Here is a 19,600-nt window from a genome sequence, read left to right as displayed (position 1 = left end):
TAAACGTTCATCTGCAAGAAGGGACTTAGTGCCGCTTGCCGGAAAGAGGTTCTCTATTTTAAATATACCGAAAAACCTATTTTCAACCTACTGGGGATACGAAAGTTACGCCAATTCTATTCCATCCACTGGCCCGGTCTGGGATCCAACCGGGGAAAGAGTTCTTTCCTATCGGCGGATGAACCTAGCTTACCGTGAGCCGGGACGGACTGTGAAAAACACCTGTCCTGTTGGAAATGCTTTTAGCGAGCACTAGCAGCAGTTAGAGGAAATCCGCAAAATCAGCATGAAAAAAGCTGCTTCCGAAGCAGCTTTTTAGAACACCTGAGCCGCTTAATCACCAGATTAAGCGGTGAATGTGTTCGGTTCAGGCTGATTTTGCGGATTTCCTCTTACTGCTGCTTGGCACAGCGGCTGTATTTCCAACAGGACAGGTGCTTTTCACAGTCCGTCCCGGCTCACGGTAAGCGTCCGCTCCATCCGCGCCCGAGACTAAAGCTCGTTCGCTAAATCCCGATTGCAGATAAATTGTATATGATATCTGTGTCGAGATAACATGCAATTCCTTTATCAAAATATACATCCTGTAGATACAACAAATCTTCTTTAGACAATGCATCCTGATTCTTATATTTATATGTTGTGCCAAGCTGCTCCCATTTCGATGTCCCAAGCCTGTGGAACGGCAGAAGATTTATTTCAAAGAATCCGTTTTCATTCATAAAATCTGCTGTTTTTTCAGCGTTTTCCACACTGTCGTTAAATTCCGGAATGATTGGTGTTCTTAATACGATTCTTCCTTTCCAGCCACTTTTTTTAAGTGCGCGAAGATTTCTTAATATCTCTTCATTCCCAACACCGGTCTTTTCCTTATGTGCTTCGGAGTCCATATTCTTGATGTCTACAAAAGCAAAATCTATATATTCTAATACCTTTAAGAATATGTTTTCATCCGTGTAAGCAGAGGTCTCTATTGCTGTATGGATATTATTTTTCTTGCATTCCTTTAATGCATCCAAAAGAAATTCCCACTGTATGATAGGATCACCGCCGCTAAAGGTAACACCCCCATCGGCTCCCCAGAAATCTTTATCCCTTTTTAACACATCCATCAGTTCTTCCAGTGTGTAATAAGTACCGGATACTCGAAGTGCTTCATAATTACACACATTCATGCATTGATAGTCTGTACAGTCAACGCAGTGCGCACGCTGTATCTTTGGCAATCCGCTTTCCTGATCCATTGTAATGGCGCCTCGTGGACACGCGGCCACACAACTTTTACAATGATTCTGAACTGCCTTGCACCTGCCGGAAGTGAATAACAGATTCTGCTTCAGCTTCTTCCCCTCCGGATTTGCACACCACTCACAACGAAGCGGACAACCGCTTAAGAATACAAGAGTTCTGTCTCCAGGACCGTCATGTACAGAAAATCCCTGTATGTCAAATATTAAACCTTTTTTCTCCATAACACTCCCTCCTGAAAACCAGTACATCGCACAGTTCTTTCATTTGCGATGTACCAGTAACTTATTTCTTTAACTTATCCGGCAATTTTGCTTCTTTTGGAAGTGTGAATGCAAAGACTGCAGATAAAATGAACATGATTGTTGCTACGATGAATGATACTTTATAGGATCCGAATACATCAAATAATTTTGCACCCAGGTAACTTCCTACCGCAGGGCCGATCCCCATTATGATAAGCGTTGCAAGCCCCCAGATTTTCGGGAAGCTTCTTCCGAATATAGATCCCATATATCCTGTCACCTGTCCCGGCATTCCCTGTCAGTAAGCCGCAAAGAAGATACATGCTGCAATCGTAATAATGATGGATGTCTTACCCGCTAACAGGCAGATCATACCAAGAACACCACTTGCCGCTGCAAAGAACATCAATATTTTCCTTGCCTTTGTCTCGTCCCCAACTTTGCTTGCATATTTATCGGAGAAGGTTCCAAGAAGCGGTGCGAATACACATCCGAGAAGTCCTACGAATGCGTAGAGGTTTGTGCTTGTTCCCATAGAGAGTCCAACGTCTGTCTGCCAGTAACGAACCAGCTGTGACCAGATCAGGAACTCAGAGAAACAGGAACAGAAGAATGACAGGATGGACCCCCATACAAAATATGTTGTGAATGCTTCTTTTACTGACCATGTATAACTGGCTGTTTCTGATACGGACTTCTTGCCGCCGATCATTTCACCTTTGGGTTCCATGCCATATGTTTGTGGCGCCTGTTTCGTTATTAGAGTCGCAATCAATAACAGTACCAGTGCTACAGCACCAAGAAGCTTCATTGCTACGCGCCAGTCCATTGTCAAGAGAACTGCTTTGAGTCCAAGTGTCAGGATTACCTGTGCGATACATGCACCTGCTGCCGCGAAACCAAAAGCTTTCCCGTAAGCATTTCCGATAAACCAGCTTCTGATCGTTGATACTGCCGGAACAAAAAGCATACCAGTTGCGGTACCTGCAAAAATAGAATATGGAAGCAGATACATCAGATAGGAATCCGCATAACTTGTAACAAAATATCCAAGGAATCCGGTAACCGTTGCAATACCAAAACAGAATTTCGGTCCGAATTTACTGAAAATAAGACCAGAAAAATAAGATATAACTGCATAGACAAGCATCATGATGGAATATCCTGCAGTTACGCTTGCCGTATCCCATCCCATATCTGTTGTCATTGGGGTAAGCAAAACGGAGAACGCACTACGATATCCGAAAAACACAAAATAAACAAGAAAAGCAGCTGCAATTACCATTAAACCATAGTTTTTAGAATTTGACTTCTCATTCATATTAAAGCCCCCTTTTCATTATGCAGGCGCCCAGGCGCCTGCATGCTCAGATAACACGGTTATCTATTTTGCCTCATATCCTTCACACGTTTTTGCGTCCATATTTTCATATGCCCAGTATTCAGATTCCAGTCCTTTACACGTTCCGATGCCTTCTTCATTCACATCACAGAAATGACTGCAGTTCCTGCATTTTGTTTTTTCTGTAAAGGCCGGACAGATCTCTGTATCAATCAGCACAAAACCACCATTTTTTCTACAAAAACCTTTAAATACATCAAACTGAACAAAGTTTTTACAATCACTGTGTTTATTCATATCAGATACCTCCTTCAAATTCTGTACGGGCAATTACTTCATCCTGGACCGGTTTTCCCGTCTCAACCCAGTACTGCGTAAATCCAGAAACTCTGACTAACAGATCTCGGTTTGACTCCGGATGTATCTGTGCTTCCTTTAACATTTTGGAATCAACAATGTTAAACTGAACATGGAAGCCTCCCTTATTCATAAATGCCGAGATCATCGTCAGCAGCTTCTTGCTTCCGTCAAATCCGCGGACTGCATTCGGATGGAATTTCATATTAATCTGTGAATTCTGGGATTTACTCTGATCCCAGCAGCATCCTGAGGACAGTAACGCATACGGTCCTTTACGGTCAGTGCCCGGATATGCAGACATAGAGCCATCAGCAAATGCCGTGTTGCACAGACGTCCGTCTGGTGTTGCAAATGTTGCCATACCTACTGCTGCATGCAGCGCCACAGATATCTGACATGCATACATTGGTTTTGCATACAGAGAATCGTATGTATTGCAAAGATCGCAGAACCAGTCTTCATACTCTTTCAGAATCTCTTTCACGTAATCTTCATCATTACCGTGCTTCGGTGCTTTCAGACAGTCACCATGGATTTCATCATATTTTGCAACATCTGGTTTTTTGATCTGTTCGCCGAGTGAGAATGCTTTTGATTCCATTGCTGTATAGAAACCAAAATTATCCTTAATTGCATCCCGGAAATCATCCAGTGCATATTTTCTGTCTTCGTATACAAGTTTCTTCAATGCCGCCAGTGAGTTCACCATATTGATCGTACCACAGGACTCAATATTATATGTCGCATTATATCTGGTTCCCATATGCCCGATATGATGGCCGTTCTTCAGACAGTCTGGTTTGAACAGAGAGTTCACTATGGACATATTTCTGTCGCGCCAGATATCATGCTGGATATTGCCGGCTTTTACCGTTGACTCCAATGTCTTTGCATAATATTTTTTATACTGATCCCAGAACTCTTCATAAGTTGTAAGTTCTCTGTTATGCGGCGGAAGTACCTGGATACCGGTTCTTGGATCTACGCCGTTGAACAGTACCATATTGATCATCTTCGGATTCGATACAAAGTGTACGCCTACGGAAGTTGTCTGGCTTGCGCCTGCCGGGATATAATGTGTCTTCCCGTTGAAATGAAGAGGCATGAAGCAGCCCGGTGCAGTCTCCAGACATCCGCCTATCGCTACCGCACGTGCTTCTGATACAGTCATTCCTTCTGCGCCATACTGATTCATCATAAAGTCCATTGCAACCCGGTTGTTCATCCATGCAGGATATCCAACACCTGTCTTGGTACATTCTACACATTTAATCAGAAAGTCCTTCGGAAGTCTCTCATCATATAATACAGATAATGTAGGCTGCGGAGACTGGTTTGTCATACCGGCATGAAGAAACAGCCACTCAAGTCTGTTTCCGCAAGGCGCTCCGTCTTTATCAAGGCCTCCCACAGAAAGGTTGTTAAATGTGTTACCGGATATACCTCCCGAAATTCCTGTACTTGCAAAAAGCTCGATCGTACTGAATTTGAAGCGGTGAACTTCCAGAAGTTCGATGACTTCTTCTTCTGTAATAGTACCATCTGCAATATCCTTTTCGAAATATGGATAAAGAACCTGGCCGAGACGTCCCGGTGAGTATCCGGAGATAGCATCTTCATTCAATACTGTTATATGGATTAAATAGGTAAGATGCAGTGCTTCTCTAAAGTTTCTCGGCGGATTATGTGCAATCCATTCCATTTGGTCTGCGAGCGCAAGATACTCTGCTTTCTGCGCTTCATCCGGCTCAATCTCAGCAACGGTTCTCAATTCTTTTACATAATTCAGCCAGAACTGCTGAATGCCGCCTAATGCAATGCGTGCTGCCTCGTAGAAATACAGACGTTTCATACCAAGAATTCCGTCGCCGTCTGCATATCCTGCAACTTCCAGTTTCTTCGCCTCACAGAATTTAATCATTCCGTCAATCCCATATTCCAGCGGGAAGTAATAACTTGCAACTTCACGTCCCTGTGGAATTGTATAGCCGCTGTCACAGAACACGAGAACGCTCTTCATGATATTTGCCTTGTCTTCATAGTCAGACATCATCTTCTCATAAGCAAGGCCAAGATCTTCGACCGATTTTCCTGCCCACTCTCTTGCAAGCTTTGTAAGCACCGGTACATCTTCCGCCCTGATACCGAATTTGCCTGCAAGAGAAACAACTTTGCCCTGGTTCTTTGTTACGTTTCCCCCTCCGGTTCCAAGGGCTGCAATCTCATCGATTGCCGTGGTTCCACTTGCCGCTGCACTCTTGAGCTCATCTTCTTTTGCAAGGTAGAATGAATTGGTAAGCCATGGCATTGGAAAACCGCCTCTTAAATAATCTGTTTTTCCGCCCGGGAGTAAATCTTTCGGATAAATACTCGGGGTGGAATGAGCGTATGCGCATGCAAGTGCTTTTGCACGACGGACTTCCAGCACATCTCCGTCACATTCTGCAAACTTTCTGTTGTACCAATAGGGGAACTCCACACTTGCGCTTGAAAATGCCTGATAATACAGATCCATTAAGTATTCTGCGCGTTTTGTTTTGTCCAGCTTGATCTCTCTATCAACAATCTCTTCGGATTGTTGGGAATCATCGCTGCCGTAGGCTAAACCCATTGACATTCCTTTTTCTGCAAGAATCTCTTCCAGCCGTTTCCCTCTCTCAATAGCGTCCATACAATTCTCCTCCTTTTGAAATTATTCGTTCTCTGCAGCCTTATAGGCGCTGCTTTGATATATTAGTATCATAGTATATTATGATCCGGATTCCTATTGACCAGGGGGCTCTTTTATGGAGTATTTTCTGGTATGATCTCCTTATTTTAGTCCTTTTCTCATGCTTGAGGATTAAAAAAGATGTAGGTTCAATGCGGGGATCGTCTTATGGCTTTACTCTTGAAATATATTTTACTGTAAAAAAATAACAGCCACTCTATTAATATAAGTAGCTGCTGAGATTTCTGTTTGTATTTACTTTTGCCATAAAGTGTGGGGGATGCCGCGTAGTTCCTTTCCACGAACCCCCTTTTTCATAAATCATAACCTATCCTTGCTCCTTAGCCAATTCGGGGTCACGGATGCGGCCCACGATAATGATTGCCACGAGGAACATGATAAATATAAACACAAATGGCAGGCGGCGGTCAATACTTGATAACCCCCCTGCAAAATAACCAAATGGTGAAGAAAAAGCAATCGTGAAAGACATAATCAAAGCATTTATCCGAGCCCGTTCCTCAGGATTAATACTCAGCTGAATCAAGGCATCCTTACGAGGCATAACAAGGGAACCGGCTACTGCCACAACAAAGACATAAATAATAATAACCGGTATATTACCGATCGGAGCCAGTATCAGAAGAATCGCTGCTGCAGCATACAAAACAAAACCGATACACATAGGTATCCGGAATTTCACGGATTCCAATCGGTGCTGTATTCCAATCATAAAAATCAACATCACAGCCGCATTCAAAATCGGAAAAAAAGCCAGATAGCGCGATTCTATGCCTAATCGTTGAGTCACATACAAGCTAAAGAAATTGGTACTGACCAGATTTGTGATATGTAATATCACGGAGACAATGAGCACTTTCATAATATCTTTATTCTTCAGCACTTTAGGTATTAGATCCTTGTATTCGTATAACATCTGTAAAACAGGGGTATCTTTTGTCTCAGCCATTCGAATCATTCCCTGCCGGGTTTCCTGACAATAACGAAAAGTAACAACTACCTTAATCAGCATATTCACAGCGAAAACCAAATATAAAACTCGGATAACCGGAACCACGGTAAAGGAATTGATAAGCAATCCAGAAATCGGCGCAAAAAAGATTGCAATCAGACCGCCTATATTCACCCAAGTATATATTCCCAATAAATCTTTGGGTTCTGCATCTTCAATCAATAAACAAAACCATGCGGTCTGGTTAATCTGCTCAAAGCTGTTGAATAAAACTGCAATTAAAAAGAGCCAGAAGTTACCCGATATGCTCCATATCAGGCAAGCAACAGTCCAACCAAAGAAATCGCCCATCATGGTTGTAAATTTTCGCCCCATCTTATCTGATATTATGCCTCCAAAGAAAGAAAAAAATACCTGAACAAACATGGCAATGGACAGAATCAGTCCGATTTGGACGTCCGTTATTCCCTGTGAATACATATATAGTGTGGCAAAAGGTGCGATCAAATTATATGGAATACCCCATAGCGGTTCCATCAATATCAGGGTTCTTGGATTTCCTTTGTTATGCTTTAACAATTCAATCAGCGGGTGTTTTCGCAAAGCTTTTGTTTTTTGTACTGTATTCACTGGTTTCTCCATTCTACGGTTGGTTCTGACTTCACGATCTATTCTGGGAGAAGGTAATTTTATTCTATAACAGGGTTACTCTCCATGTCTAATACAATAAGTATATCATGACGGAAAGCGGATTACACGGTTATCTTGCATTTGACGCTCAAAGTATTCATCTGTGAAGATTTGCCCTTTTTCAGTCGCTCCTTGTCCATTATCCATCCTTGGGTGGTATAATCCTTTACAATTTGGCCTGACCATTTACGTATGAACAGCACGGTCATTATTGACTTTAAAGACAACTGCAATAACCATCTGGAGATCATAATGAATGACCTCACGATTCACCTGACGTGAGCACTAATTTACCTGACCTTAGACATCAGACAGACTGTCTCAACGGCTCTATACTATTGGATCATATCCACATACAATACCTATATTTCTTCCATCAGCCTATCAAAATCACTTCTATAATCTTTGTCTTGAATTGTCCTATACTTCTCGAATTCTAGGTTCGTATTACTTTTGTAGCCCACTGGCGAAACTGTGTTGCTCTCAGAGAATTGACACAATATCCAACAGATATAATAGCATCTAAATTATAAAATTTGGTATTATAATTCTTTCCATCCGAACCAGTATGTCGGAATTTCCGACATACTGAACTTTCTTCTAATTCTCCTTCTTCAAAAATATGTTTTAAATGTTCTGTGATTGTGGTTCTACCCTTATCAAAAAGCTGTGAGATTCCTTCTTGCGTAAGCCATACTGATTCATCTTGTACCCGGACTTCTATTCCATCTTCTGTATTCTGTTTTGTAAAAACAAGAAAGTCCACAGTACTATTGCGAATTTGAATTTTCTTTCCATCTTCGTTCATTTTGTTGACCTCCTTATTTAATTATTCCAATATACTTCGTATGCACATTCAGACCATACTTCTCTTTCACATACTCCTTAACCTTCTGATATGTCACCTTCTCCGTCACATCTTCCCTATCCACATTCATTTCAATATCAATTCTCTCCACACCCTTTTTACGGGTTAAGAGCGCAACCGTCTCACCTTGCTCATTTTTGTCCAAACCTATTTCCATATCATATTCAATAGTAAAATGTTAGAATTCAATGGATTTCAGCTACTGACCCAGCTAATAATTTGTTTTTTCTTAACACCTATCTATGGTTAAGTATAGACTACATCCTTAATTCCTATGGGATATAATACAATTATAATCACACCGTTACTTCATCACCTGCACAAAAGATTTTTATGTCTGCACACCACTTTTGAATGTTAATTTCAATGTTTTTCTTTCCTTCCAAATGTGCCAAAACATGGCTCTTATTTAATAAATAAATGAAACAAATAACTTCCTGTGCAGTTCTTCGTCGTTCTTCATCACTTAAAAAACACAAATAATCCATGTCATCCAGACTATTTGTTCTCTCTAGCATATGACTATCACCATTAAGCACAAGCCTATACATTAGATTCTTGAAATAATCAATGTAATCTTTGTCTCCAATCTGTTGTAAAATCGTATCATCACAGGAAATCTCTGCTATTCCTTTTTTATACACAAATGTTGAGAATGCCTCCATCACTCGTCGCATTGAGTTCCCAACAATCAGAGCATCATTCTCATTCTTACCACAAGCATAATCATATACATCCTTCAAAATCTCAGAATATTCGTTTCGTTTTGTATAACTGAATGGAATAATCTCTTTGTTTTTCAATTCACAACAAGCATATGTAACTTTCTTTTGTCCATTGCTCTCTCTCTTATATTCGTTGCAAACCTCCTCTCCAATTTTTTGAAGATCATATAAACACTGAATATCATGTGTCATTACTAGAATTTGGCTTTCTGGATTGGTTTTAATAATATCGGCTACCTTAGCTTTCAGCAGTGACATAATTCCCACTTTGTTTTCAAAATCAAAACTTGATACGGGATCATCAATAACAAGGATTAGCTTTTTTGAATACCCGTCTTTCGCCTCCTGATTCATAATCAATTCTGTAAAAAAGTAACATAAAGCAATAATATTTCTTTCACCAACAGACACATTGTTGGGCTTTACTGCTTTTCCGTGGGCATACAATACATATTTATCATCCTCAACTCTGATTTCTAATCTATCCCTTGAAAAGAACACATATCTGAGACTCTTATTAATCAAGCTGACTGCTATTTTTATATTTTTCTTTCGAGATTTTAAGACATTCAACTCATCATTAAGATTTTTGATTTTCTCGTCAGATTCTTTTAATGCTTCATCAGCTTTCTTCTGATCCGCCAAGGCTTGCTTCCATAACTCAATATCTCTAGAAACCTCATAATGCGCAATGGCTGCATTATCAGTTGTGAGATTCCTTTTAAGCGTTCCAATTTTTTTAACTGCATTGTTGTAAGTTTCTATTTCCTGCTGCAGCTTAGTCCTAAACAACTCATATTGTTCAAGTTTATCAATTAGGTGGCTCTCAAAATCAGTAATAGGTGTATATGGATGGTTAATCTTTTTAAGAATAATTTCTCGTATCTTAAATATCTCCCTATTGATTTCTTCCACTACATCTTTACATTTTATATAATTAGGTGAGTTCAAGACATCCATGCCAGAAAAATCAACGTTTAATTCTTGTATGATGCATTTTTTGAGGTTTTCCTCATGAATATCAACTTCTTTCGATAATACTTTCTCTATACTACCAATCAAATCTCGTTTACCTTGATCCGAGATTTTTTGAAAGCAAAAAGGACATTTCTTTGTTTTTTCTTTTGAAAATACTGACTTCATTTCATTGATTTGATCTAATTTTCCGTCATCAATAAGCTGAAGAAGATATTGCTCACGATCTGACAACGTAGGTCTTTCAACCTTCTGTGAAAGAAAATCTTGTAATACCTTTTCATTATATGGAACATTCAGTTTCACAGTACTTCTAATCTGAGCCGCTTCATTAGCTATTACCTGACTTAACAGTTGAAGATTCTCTTCATAATGTTTTCTCAAATCCGCCAATGTTTCAGCAGGTTGCAACGCAATAATAGAATCAATTACTTTATCCGTAACGCTAGCATTGCGTTTACCATTATTAATAATCTTTTCTCGTTCAGCCCAATGTCCATTTCCAGACAATCCAAAGTTAATCTGAAATTTACAGTTACTTGGAGACTTTATATTATCTTTATCTCTATATTCGCCAGTAGCTGTTTTAAGCTCTGTATTTCTGTTAGATTCAGCTTCAATTCTAAGTTCTAAATCCAATATTTTATCTTCAAGATTACCTAGCTCACCCAAAAGAATAATTGCATTTAGCCCATCATCTCGTATTTTAACACGTGAACTCACATAATCTTCATTAAACACATGAATACACTGAGTATCCATAAAAGCCATATCTTCTTTATCAAGTAATGTAGCTTGGACTATATCATCAACTACGTCCCCTTTTGCCTTACGCACAGCATTAGAAATTGTACTCTTTCCAGAACCATTTTTTCCGTAAAGAAATGATACTCTGTCTTCATTCATAAATAATTTCAGCTCTTTTTCTTCATTAAAAAAGCCTCCTTTGAACTTTATCTTATTTAACATCTTATCCTCCCATTTAAATCATTTGAAAATGTTTAAACGCGTCTTTTATTGCATTTTCTTTTTCCTCTGTGCAGTTTGGCTGCTTAACATTTTCGTTTTTTGCCTTATTATAATTCTCACGCTCGACAATACCACACTTTGCTTTAATCTGAGCAATGTTCAAACTGGATACTTTCAAACCATATTTATCAAGCACATACTGTTTGAGTTCTGCATAAGTGGCTTTACTCTCCGCCGCCGTCAAATCAAGCTCATCCATCTCTAATTCCACATTAATATGCTTCAACTTATTTGATTTAAGTTTGGAAAGCAACACGATACTCTCAACGTGTGATTCCTTTACCCGTAAAGCCTGAATCACATCTTCCTCTATCGGGAACGAATACACAATGCTCTTTACTGCATGACCTTGCACCTTCTGTTCTTCTGGCATATATAGCTTGATTTCTTTAATCATGCACTTAATCAACTCACGTTTGTCTCTGTCATTCATTTTATCATAGATTTCATCAAAGGACAGCAGAATCTTATAAATCATATCCACGTTTAAAGATTCCTGCTCTGCAATGATAATTCTCCTTTTACACCTTTCTACGCTATCTTCAATATCATAAATCTGATTGTATATTTTATCCAACCGTCTATTATATTCTTCTCTTTTTCTCTCTGTATATCTATCATCCGGCAAACTGTCAATGTCATGCTCCAGATTTGTCCGGCTTCTTGCAAGTCGTTTCATTTCCTTTTCATAAACTGATATTTCTTTCTGAATCTCCGTCACATCCACAGCAACACCTATTTTTGTTTTGATGTCACGGGCAAACTTCGGATTGCGTAAGAGCTTTTTCGTATACTCTAGCACTTCTTTTTCCAACCGCTCCATTGATATTCCATTCCTCCGGCACTGGCTTGTACCTCTTGCGCGTTTATAATGACTGCACACATAGGTAAATGTCTCCCGAAATGTTCCATCTTTATTTGTCCACTGGTTACAATCAACATTCATAGCCGAGCCACATTGTGGACAACGGGCAATTCCTGACAGAAGATGTGCCTTGTCCTGACTGATATTATGATTACCAATAGCTTTCTCCCTCATCACTTTTCGGATTTCCTGCACTTTCTTAAAATCCTCTTCTGATACCAATGCTTCATGGCTCTTCTTTTCACTCATAATAAATTCTTCCTGTGGAACTAAACGCTGTTCATTGTTTGTTCCTTGCACTTTTTCTGTCCTTCTCCTGCCCCATGCTATTCTTCCGATATAAAGTGGGTTGTCTAAAATCCGTTTGATTTGCTCTGCTTTCCAATCATTGAATTTCGGATTGACCGCATTTTTGGCAGGTTCTCTAGTATAGCCCTTCTGATTCAGATAACGAGCAACCGTAGAATACCCCATGCCTTTATTCAAAAACATATGGAATATCATAGTTACAATCTCCCGTTCTCCTTCCTTTGGCTCTAACTTACCATTTTTCAATTCATATCCATAGGGCGCAAACCCACCATTCCAACCACCGGATTTTGCTTTCTCCTCTCGTCCTAATACGCTTTGTGCAATAATATTTTCCCGTTCCAGTTCTGCCACTGCACCAAGTATAGTTATCATCATTTTTCCCATTGATGTTGAAGAATCTAGTCCATCCTCTACGCACATCAAGTCAACACCATACTGCATAATAAATTCCAATGAGTTCAACACATCTTTTGCATTTCTACCAAAACGTGACAGCTTGTAAACAAGCACGTAATCTGTCTGTAAAGTACCTTTCTTGATTCCGTCCAACATGGACTGAAACGCTGTTCTCCCCTCAATACTTTTCCCACTTTTCCCCTCTTCCACATAAACAGCTAACACCTTCATTCCCTGACGTTCAGCACAATCAATCAGATACCGTTTCTGTCCGTCCAGACTATATCCCTTAACCTGACGCTCACTACTTACCCTAATATAAATTACACACGTTTTTCCTAATCTCGTCTGATACACTTTGCTTCCCCCTTCTAAAAAGGCGGTCAGCCTAATTAAGCCAACCGCCGGATATGATTATTTATCTTCCTTTTCCTCTACTACATATTTTGCCACAATATTAGACAGCACATTAATAAACCTCTGATAGCTCTGTTGTTGCTCCATATCCATTCCATTTTCACTTCCTGTCGGAATGTTAATTTCCACACCATTTTCTATGGTATATTTCTTATATTCTGTATGGGATTTTTTCTTCAAAAAACTCCCCCTTTCCTTGTATCGTCTTTTACATAAGGTATTAAATCTTCTCTGTTTATCCTGCATAAATGCCCTATCATTTTGTTTCCAAATGACGGGCTATAACTTACATCAGCCAACATCTCTCCTATACTTTCCAGACCACCTAAAGCCTGATGGGTTTCAAGAAAACAGAATCCCTTTACCGCTGACAATACACCACCTTCTTTCAACCACCTCTGGGTTTCCAAAAGAGTATTATGGGGGGTGTCCATATGTAATTGTAAAGGTTCAACTGCTCCTAAAAAGCGTTGCCAGAACTGACACGTTTTCCACCGGCTTTTATTGCTTTGATTTTCATCTGGTACAACAAATCTCAAATTTCCTGCCAAGAGGTCAAACGCCAGTTTTCCCAAATCAAGCGAATTCTCTTTGAACAATATCGCGAAGGCATGAGCCTTTTCATCTCGCAACTGTAACTCCGTTCGTTTCCAACTCCCAATCTCTTCATACGACCTCTGATACTTCATACTCACTTCTTTATCTTTGTCGTAGAAACGATAGGATAAATTGGATTTGCCAACACCAATATACACAGTTTTGGCGGTTTCCTTCTCTGTGAAACTGCTTTCCACAAAGCGATAACTGTTACTGTTTCCAATAAATTCCTCTTTCTCACATTTCCGTTTAATCTGTTCTGGTGTGAAATATGGCACTTCGTTTCTATCATCTATGGCAATATCTATTCTTGTCAGATGAAACTCACTGCCAAACCATTTCTCACACTTCCAAAACAAATCTCCGAAAGTATGACCATGCATATCCAATATACGGAAAATCTCTTCACATCCCATACCAGTCAGCACCAGATAACTTCCAAGTCCTATTGGATTCTCTTCTGTTATTTTAGAATCCCCGAATACTTGAATACTCCCTGCCCGGTAAACACTCTGATATGACTTGTGTTTGATTTTTCCTATTCCCTTTAGGAATATGTCTACCGGAAGTCCTAACACCTTTTTAATAACCTCTTCTGCCATTGCAGAATCAAATACAATGCTGATGTAATCTATTTTGATACTCACATTGTCACGTCTTGCGATTTTTTATCCTCTCCTCTCCAATACACTGTTTCAGTACATCTTAAAACTATATACAAACGTTGATTCCTGGCTGTTTTTGAATTATCAATCCTGTATGTACAGGGCGGTGTTACTTGTACGCCCTGTTGGAACGCCTCCGGCGTTCCTTCCTGCCCTTTCTCCGCTTTTCGCCTTCGGCACAGCGTAGAAGGTCAGGAACTTAGTTTCCCCATCCCGAAAGGATAAACAATGCTTTCAGAACTAAAACTTTCATGTTATAATGCTTTTGTAAGCAGATAATTAATGCCATTGAACTTAATCAATCATTCTGATGTGATAATAATACCATCACACTTATTTGTCAATACATTTTATAGATATTTTATATTTTTTAAGCCTTACAGGCTGAAAGGAGCATTTATGGATTACAAATGGCTAGGTCACAACATTCAAGTTATTCGGAAATTAAAGGGATTGACACAGCAGGAGCTTTCCGAGCAAATCGGAATTAATCTGCAAAGCCTTTCTAAAATTGAAAGAGGTATCAACTATCCCACCTTTGACACACTGCAAAAACTGGCAGAAATACTGGACGTCACACCTAATGAACTACTTGCCGGCGAACTAAAAAGCACATCCCACATAGAAGCCAACATTTTAAAATTTCTAGAACATGAAGAGAGACTGAATGTTGAACTTGCCCACGGTCAGTATGATAATCCACTGGACGCGGACGAATGGATCGAGTATGAGTTGCAGAAACTACGGGAATACATTACAGATTACATCCATTCTGATAAACGGAATGCTTCTGACCTTTATCCCCTGAAAAAGCTAATACAAGGGCAGAAATTACAAAAACTGATTGACCGATATGACGATTACTATTCTTTTGACCTTTTTGGAGAAACCATTGAAGGACACAAACACGTCAATCCTTATGTTCCAGAAACAATAAAGAGTATGACTGCTGATGAAGAAGGAAACATTTCATCTTCTCTTGAATTTCCTGATAATTTTGAAGAATGACCTTCTTCCTCTTGCCAGAAGATACAGGAAAGCAAAAAGCCTTGTCAAGAATGCTCCGCACCGCAGAAGCGGCAAGTTCTTGACAAGACTTTTCCCTTTCCTGTGTTGGGTAATCAAGAGGATAAAGCGAAATTATACAAACTTGTTTGTCCCCTTCTACCCATACCACACACTTCATTTGGCAGTAATATACATATCTTCTGTCCTACACTGTGCGGCTTTCAAAATCATTTCAGCTTTTTCCATTGACTTTTCATCATTTTTCTGGAAATATTTCAAAGCTAAAGATACTTCACTGAATAAGGAATTATACATTTCCCTATAATCTACATTTTGTGCCGTATCTCCTAACTTCCTTTCTATAAATTTTGTATTCTTTACTATATCCATCATAATCAGGATTCCGGCCTGTAGTCCTATCCCTGTATACACATCCGTTGCTTCACTCACAAGTTCATTAGCATAATCCATTAATTTCTCATGGTCTTCCTGCACATAGTGTAATACTTGTTTATCAAATTTATGATAGGCTTCATTCATCCGTGTCTCATAATCCCTCTCTTCTCCATGTTCCGGTGAACCATAAAGAAGAAAATCTGATATAGCTGTAATATTAGCACGATTAAATATTTCTTTTGTGAATCCCATTTTGTCCTCCTCTCTTAACCTTATACCGTTAATCTATCATACTTTTCCAGCAATGTCAACCGTGTACCATTAACATTGATTTCTAAAACCTCCTATACTTTTATTAACCGTACAAAGTTAATGGAGGAACTATTATGACTTATTCTGACGTAATCATTAAGCGATTAACAGAATTATGTGATGAACGTAAAATAACAATCAATAAACTTGCGTCGTTGTCAGGTATCACACAATCTACAGTAGACAATTTAATAAAGGGAAAAACCCGCAATCCGAAATTAAAAACATTACATAAACTTGCTATTGGACTGAACATGACTATATCTGAATTATTGGATTTTCCGGAAATGAATGAGACTACTTTTGAAGATGAATAATATAACGGTACAACACTAATTTATGTTGATTTCTAACGTTGCACCGTTATTCTTGCTGTCTGTTTGCTTATATACTTTTCTTAATAAAATCAGCTTTGAAGGGAGATTGTAATGACCTATTCAGATGTTATTATTCTAAGACTTACACAGCTTTGTGATGAGAAAAATATCACCATAAATAAACTCGCCACTTTATCCGGTATCACGCAATCAACTGTGGAAAATATTATGTCTGGAAAAACAAAAAATCCCAAACTGAAAACCTTGCATAAGCTGGCTCTCGGTTTGGGAATGACTGTTTCAGAATTGTTAGATTTTCCGGAAATGAATGAAACTATATTTGAGGATGAATAGAGTACGCTATTTTATTAGTCCTGCCACCTGACCTAAATAAGGCAACACAGCAATTAGTGCATCTGCTCCTTTATCAGCTAAAAACTTCAATACACCACATACTTTTTCTCTTGCTTTTTCTTTTTTTCCACTCCGTAAAGTTGCTTCTATACCTGACACTTTATCTTCCAACTCTTCCTTTTCTTCCTTCGTCATGATTTCATCAGGAATACTTTCAATAGTGCTAATTACCTGTTCTAAAGAAATCTGAACATTAATATTATTTGAATTATTGGAACTTGACGAAATACTTATATTCCCTTGTCTCAATCTAGCAATTTCTAATTCATCTTTCCGCTTTTGTTCTTCTAACTCTAGGTTATCTTTATAATTGATTAATTTTGCTTTTACTTTTACAATATCCCCATCATAGTCTATACTTCCATCGCCAAGATGGTATCTGTACATATCCAAGCCTTCATGAATATTCCCAATCTCATCCCCGTATACAGCAAACACTTCGTTTAAAAAATCATATTTTTCGACCTCACTTTTCCTTACTTTATCGCACTCAACTATGTATTTATTAATATTATCTATTTTTCCCATAAATTCCTCCGCTACTAAATCAGGCTAAAATATTCAAGAGCTTCCTCTATTGCCTTTACTTTCTCTTCTGGACAACCCGGATATTCCCTCTTCGGCACATCCACTTTATTCGGCGCTTCATGCATAGGCAATCCATGTTTCCTCTTCACTTCCGCAATATACTTCATATGAACATTCAAACCATATTTCTCTTTCACATAGTCCTTAATCTTCTGGTAGGTAGCTTTTTCCGTCACATCTTCCTTGTCCACAGTCATTTCAATATCTATTCTTTCCACATCTTTTTTACGGGTTAAGAGCGCAACCGTCTCAACGGTATTCCCTTTGTCCCACAAAAGCTCCGTAACTTCCCCGCCATCCTTGAACACCGGAAAATTCAGACCAATCCGCTTTAGCGGATATTCAGACTCGTCATTCCTGTAAATTTCAATTTCCTTAATCAAGGCTGTGACCACATTTCTCTTTTCTTCGTCATTTATTATATTATAAACGCAGTCGAAATTCACCATGATTTTGTAAATATTCTCAAGAGTAATTGCCTGCTGCTTAATTGCATCTCGCCGAAGTCTGGCATCTTCGATTTTTTCCTCCAGCTCAACAATGACATCATATAGGGAATCTAACCGCAAGGTCATATCATGGAGCTTTCGTTCCCGATATTTTGCATCAGCAGGGAGACTGTCAATTTCCCGTTCCAATCTTGTTTTATTCAGATCAACTTCCTTCAGCTTTGCCTGATAGCCCTCCAGTTCTTTATCCACTGCTTTCGTGTCAATCTGAACGCCAATCCGTTTTTTAATGGCTTGGGCATATTCCTCATTCCTTACGATCTCACGAATTGCCTCAATGACCATCGGTTCAATATCGGTCTTTTTCAGCATCGCCTTATATTCACAATGCTTCCCCCGGACCATCCTATTCCGACTACATACATAATAGTAAATTTCTTTGTAAGTGCCATCTTTATTTGTCCATGCGTGTTTATTCGTATACATGGGACTTCCACAAACCGGGCATTTCAGCAGACCGGATAACAAATGAACTCGATCTCGCCCAATTTTTGACGGTTGCTTTACTCCGGTTCTAAGACGCTTGGCATGAGCCTTTTCCCATACCTCCTCACTAACGATTCCTTTATGCTGTCCCTCTGTCAGAATGTAATCGTCATTTCTTTTCATCTGGTAATCGTTTTTTGTGCCTTTGACTTTTTCCTTCGTTCTCCGTCCATAAGCAATTTTACCGCAATAAACCGGGTTATCCAATATCAGTTTAATAAAATGTCCTGTCCAATCCTCTAATGTGCCATTCTGCCTCGGAATTTTCCGTATACCTTGTAAGTTCAACTGATTCGCAATACCACCCAAACCGATTTCCGATGAAGTATATAATTCAAAAATCTTCCGTATTGCCACAGCCTCTGTTTCTTCAATCATCAGCTTGTTATCTTCCAGTGTATATCCGTAGGGAGCAAAGCCACCATTCCATCCACCCTGCCGTGCCTTTTCGCGCCGCCCGTTCATCGTCTGCTCGATAATATTCTCACGCTCAATCTCAGCCACAGCAGATAGTACAGAAATCAAAAGTTTTCCGCTTGTCTGAGAGGAATCAATCCCTTCTTCTATGCAAATCAGATTTACACCATAAGATTGAACCAACTCCAAAGAGTTAAGTATATCTGCTGCATTACGACCAAACCGTGACAGCTTATACACTAAAATATAGTCAATGTCCAAGCCATCCTCAATATCTCTGAGCATTTTTTGAAAGGCAGGCCGTCCCTCAATGGATTTACCGGATTTACCGGCATCTTCATAAGTATCAACAATGATCATTTCCTCACGATCCGCAAATCGTGTCAGCATATTTTTTTGACCTTCCAGGCTGTATCCGTCCACTTGCATCTCTGTGCTGACCCTCGGATACAAAACACAGCGTTTTCCATATCGGTTCATAATTCATACCTCCAAAATTTACTTTTGGAAAATATCCTATGTAAAGCTGCGATTCTCACGCAGCTCCGTCAACCTCGCCCAGCACTCTCATACCATATTTCTCGATTATATGTGCCAGCGAAGTGATAAACGCTTCAAATTTTTGTTCCGCCAGACGTTCTTCTGACCGGATTTCATCTGAAGGAATCAATGCGCTTTTATTCTGGATATTCTCCATTCAGAATCACCTCCGCAATTCCTAACGAAATTATAACTC

20 protein-coding genes and 1 pseudogene are annotated in these 19,600 nt (G+C 39.3%); 4 read left to right on the top strand and 17 right to left on the bottom strand.

Going from position 1 to position 19,600, the window contains the following annotated elements:
• A partial coding sequence (locus tag HMPREF0240_RS24815) for a hypothetical protein (RefSeq protein WP_207636758.1) occupies window positions 1–256 on the top strand: 256 nt, incomplete at its 5' end.
• Between the two features lie 250 nt (window positions 257–506).
• Here HMPREF0240_RS24815 and hpdA read toward each other — a convergent pair.
• The 13 genes and pseudogenes from hpdA to HMPREF0240_RS10515 form a co-directional block, all read right to left on the bottom strand.
• Window positions 507–1,472, bottom strand: a complete 966-nt coding sequence (gene hpdA / locus HMPREF0240_RS10570; protein ID WP_009003410.1) for a 4-hydroxyphenylacetate decarboxylase activase — start codon at window positions 1,470–1,472, stop codon at window positions 507–509.
• A 61-nt stretch (window positions 1,473–1,533) separates the two neighbouring features.
• Window positions 1,534–1,761, bottom strand: a complete 228-nt coding sequence (locus HMPREF0240_RS23440; RefSeq protein WP_050794528.1) for a hypothetical protein — start codon at window positions 1,759–1,761, stop codon at window positions 1,534–1,536.
• A 30-nt stretch (window positions 1,762–1,791) separates the two neighbouring features.
• The gene (locus HMPREF0240_RS10565) at window positions 1,792–2,814 is read right to left on the bottom strand and encodes an MFS transporter (RefSeq protein WP_050794527.1); all 1,023 of its coding nucleotides are present in this window, start codon (window positions 2,812–2,814) and stop codon (window positions 1,792–1,794) included.
• A 63-nt stretch (window positions 2,815–2,877) separates the two neighbouring features.
• The gene (gene hpdC / locus HMPREF0240_RS10560; protein WP_009003409.1) at window positions 2,878–3,132 is read right to left on the bottom strand and encodes a 4-hydroxyphenylacetate decarboxylase small subunit; all 255 of its coding nucleotides are present in this window, start codon (window positions 3,130–3,132) and stop codon (window positions 2,878–2,880) included.
• Window position 3,133: 1 nt separating this feature from the next.
• Entirely contained in the window at window positions 3,134–5,866 is a 2,733-nt protein-coding gene (hpdB, locus tag HMPREF0240_RS10555) for a 4-hydroxyphenylacetate decarboxylase large subunit (RefSeq protein WP_085959558.1), read from the bottom strand.
• A 367-nt stretch (window positions 5,867–6,233) separates the two neighbouring features.
• Window positions 6,234–7,508: an MFS transporter gene (locus HMPREF0240_RS10550; RefSeq protein ID WP_035313080.1), complete on the bottom strand. Its 1,275-nt coding sequence runs from the start codon at window positions 7,506–7,508 to the stop codon at window positions 6,234–6,236.
• Window positions 7,509–7,625: 117 nt separating this feature from the next.
• Window positions 7,626–7,850 (bottom strand): annotated as a pseudogene (gene rhuM / locus HMPREF0240_RS10545) (RhuM family protein); the annotation flags it as partial.
• Window positions 7,851–8,004: 154 nt separating this feature from the next.
• A complete protein-coding gene (gene rhuM, locus HMPREF0240_RS10540) occupies window positions 8,005–8,376 on the bottom strand; it encodes a RhuM family protein (protein WP_009003406.1) in 372 nt (123 codons plus the stop codon).
• A gap of 13 nt (window positions 8,377–8,389) precedes the next feature.
• Window positions 8,390–8,581, bottom strand: a complete 192-nt coding sequence (locus tag HMPREF0240_RS10535) for a hypothetical protein (RefSeq protein WP_035313077.1) — start codon at window positions 8,579–8,581, stop codon at window positions 8,390–8,392.
• Window positions 8,582–8,732: 151 nt separating this feature from the next.
• Window positions 8,733–11,105: an AAA family ATPase gene (locus HMPREF0240_RS10530; protein ID WP_009003404.1), complete on the bottom strand. Its 2,373-nt coding sequence runs from the start codon at window positions 11,103–11,105 to the stop codon at window positions 8,733–8,735.
• Between the two features lie 13 nt (window positions 11,106–11,118).
• Entirely contained in the window at window positions 11,119–13,095 is a 1,977-nt protein-coding gene (locus HMPREF0240_RS10525) for a recombinase family protein (RefSeq protein ID WP_009003403.1), read from the bottom strand.
• 57 nt (window positions 13,096–13,152) lie between these two features.
• Window positions 13,153–13,335 (bottom strand): hypothetical protein, encoded by a 183-nt coding sequence (locus HMPREF0240_RS10520; RefSeq protein ID WP_035313075.1) that lies wholly within the window; start codon window positions 13,333–13,335, stop codon window positions 13,153–13,155.
• On the bottom strand, window positions 13,332–14,387 hold the full coding sequence (locus tag HMPREF0240_RS10515; RefSeq protein ID WP_347462590.1) for a replication initiation factor domain-containing protein: 1,056 nt from the start codon (window positions 14,385–14,387) through the stop codon (window positions 13,332–13,334). The genes HMPREF0240_RS10520 and HMPREF0240_RS10515 overlap by 4 nt, the downstream gene beginning before the upstream one ends.
• A 429-nt stretch (window positions 14,388–14,816) precedes the next feature.
• Between HMPREF0240_RS10515 and HMPREF0240_RS10510 the strand changes: the two genes are divergently transcribed.
• Window positions 14,817–15,425, top strand: coding sequence for a helix-turn-helix transcriptional regulator (locus HMPREF0240_RS10510; protein WP_035313181.1), 609 nt, complete (start codon window positions 14,817–14,819; stop codon window positions 15,423–15,425).
• 174 nt (window positions 15,426–15,599) lie between these two features.
• Here the strand turns inward: HMPREF0240_RS10510 and HMPREF0240_RS23435 are convergent, their stop codons facing one another.
• A complete protein-coding gene (locus tag HMPREF0240_RS23435; RefSeq protein WP_009003399.1) occupies window positions 15,600–16,073 on the bottom strand; it encodes a hypothetical protein in 474 nt (157 codons plus the stop codon).
• Between the two features lie 134 nt (window positions 16,074–16,207).
• On the opposite strand from HMPREF0240_RS23435, the gene HMPREF0240_RS10500 reads away from it, so the two are divergent.
• Window positions 16,208–16,450, top strand: coding sequence for a helix-turn-helix transcriptional regulator (locus HMPREF0240_RS10500; RefSeq protein WP_009003398.1), 243 nt, complete (start codon window positions 16,208–16,210; stop codon window positions 16,448–16,450).
• A gap of 111 nt (window positions 16,451–16,561) precedes the next feature.
• Window positions 16,562–16,804 (top strand): helix-turn-helix transcriptional regulator, encoded by a 243-nt coding sequence (locus HMPREF0240_RS10495; protein ID WP_009003397.1) that lies wholly within the window; start codon window positions 16,562–16,564, stop codon window positions 16,802–16,804.
• 6 nt (window positions 16,805–16,810) lie between these two features.
• Here HMPREF0240_RS10495 and HMPREF0240_RS10490 read toward each other — a convergent pair whose 3' ends face one another.
• The 3 genes from HMPREF0240_RS10490 to HMPREF0240_RS24655 are packed head-to-tail and all read right to left on the bottom strand — an operon-like array spanning window position 16,811 to window position 19,561.
• Complete coding sequence (locus HMPREF0240_RS10490) at window positions 16,811–17,392, bottom strand: hypothetical protein (protein ID WP_009003396.1); 582 nt, start codon at window positions 17,390–17,392, stop codon at window positions 16,811–16,813.
• 14 nt (window positions 17,393–17,406) lie between these two features.
• The gene (locus tag HMPREF0240_RS10485; protein ID WP_035313073.1) at window positions 17,407–19,344 is read right to left on the bottom strand and encodes a recombinase family protein; all 1,938 of its coding nucleotides are present in this window, start codon (window positions 19,342–19,344) and stop codon (window positions 17,407–17,409) included.
• A gap of 55 nt (window positions 19,345–19,399) precedes the next feature.
• Window positions 19,400–19,561, bottom strand: coding sequence for a hypothetical protein (locus HMPREF0240_RS24655; protein ID WP_002576183.1), 162 nt, complete (start codon window positions 19,559–19,561; stop codon window positions 19,400–19,402).
• Window positions 19,562–19,600 lie beyond the last annotated feature (39 nt).

Source organism: Clostridium sp. D5, assembly GCF_000190355.1.
Classification (GTDB): domain Bacteria; phylum Bacillota; class Clostridia; order Lachnospirales; family Lachnospiraceae; genus Faecalicatena; species Faecalicatena fissicatena_A.
The sequence above is the reverse complement of the archived record's forward strand: the minus strand, read 5'-3'. Positions and strand labels throughout refer to the sequence as shown.

What these genes read in the sequence shown, in the direction of transcription:
- hpdA (WP_009003410.1), bottom strand. Translation starts at nt 1,472, where the DNA reads ATGGAGAAAAAAGGTTTAATATTTGACATACAGGGATTTTCTGTACAT.
- HMPREF0240_RS23440 (WP_050794528.1), bottom strand. Translation starts at nt 1,761, where the DNA reads ATGGGATCTATATTCGGAAGAAGCTTCCCGAAAATCTGGGGGCTTGCA.
- HMPREF0240_RS10565 (WP_050794527.1), bottom strand. Translation starts at nt 2,814, where the DNA reads ATGAATGAGAAGTCAAATTCTAAAAACTATGGTTTAATGGTAATTGCA.
- hpdC (WP_009003409.1), bottom strand. Translation starts at nt 3,132, where the DNA reads ATGAATAAACACAGTGATTGTAAAAACTTTGTTCAGTTTGATGTATTT.
- hpdB (WP_085959558.1), bottom strand. Translation starts at nt 5,866, where the DNA reads ATGGACGCTATTGAGAGAGGGAAACGGCTGGAAGAGATTCTTGCAGAA.
- rhuM (WP_009003406.1), bottom strand. Translation starts at nt 8,376, where the DNA reads ATGAACGAAGATGGAAAGAAAATTCAAATTCGCAATAGTACTGTGGAC.
- HMPREF0240_RS10530 (WP_009003404.1), bottom strand. Translation starts at nt 11,105, where the DNA reads ATGTTAAATAAGATAAAGTTCAAAGGAGGCTTTTTTAATGAAGAAAAA.
- HMPREF0240_RS10510 (WP_035313181.1), top strand. Translation starts at nt 14,817, where the DNA reads ATGGATTACAAATGGCTAGGTCACAACATTCAAGTTATTCGGAAATTA.
- HMPREF0240_RS23435 (WP_009003399.1), bottom strand. Translation starts at nt 16,073, where the DNA reads ATGGGATTCACAAAAGAAATATTTAATCGTGCTAATATTACAGCTATA.
- HMPREF0240_RS10500 (WP_009003398.1), top strand. Translation starts at nt 16,208, where the DNA reads ATGACTTATTCTGACGTAATCATTAAGCGATTAACAGAATTATGTGAT.
- HMPREF0240_RS10495 (WP_009003397.1), top strand. Translation starts at nt 16,562, where the DNA reads ATGACCTATTCAGATGTTATTATTCTAAGACTTACACAGCTTTGTGAT.
- HMPREF0240_RS10490 (WP_009003396.1), bottom strand. Translation starts at nt 17,392, where the DNA reads ATGGGAAAAATAGATAATATTAATAAATACATAGTTGAGTGCGATAAA.
- HMPREF0240_RS10485 (WP_035313073.1), bottom strand. Translation starts at nt 19,344, where the DNA reads ATGAACCGATATGGAAAACGCTGTGTTTTGTATCCGAGGGTCAGCACA.
- HMPREF0240_RS24655 (WP_002576183.1), bottom strand. Translation starts at nt 19,561, where the DNA reads ATGGAGAATATCCAGAATAAAAGCGCATTGATTCCTTCAGATGAAATC.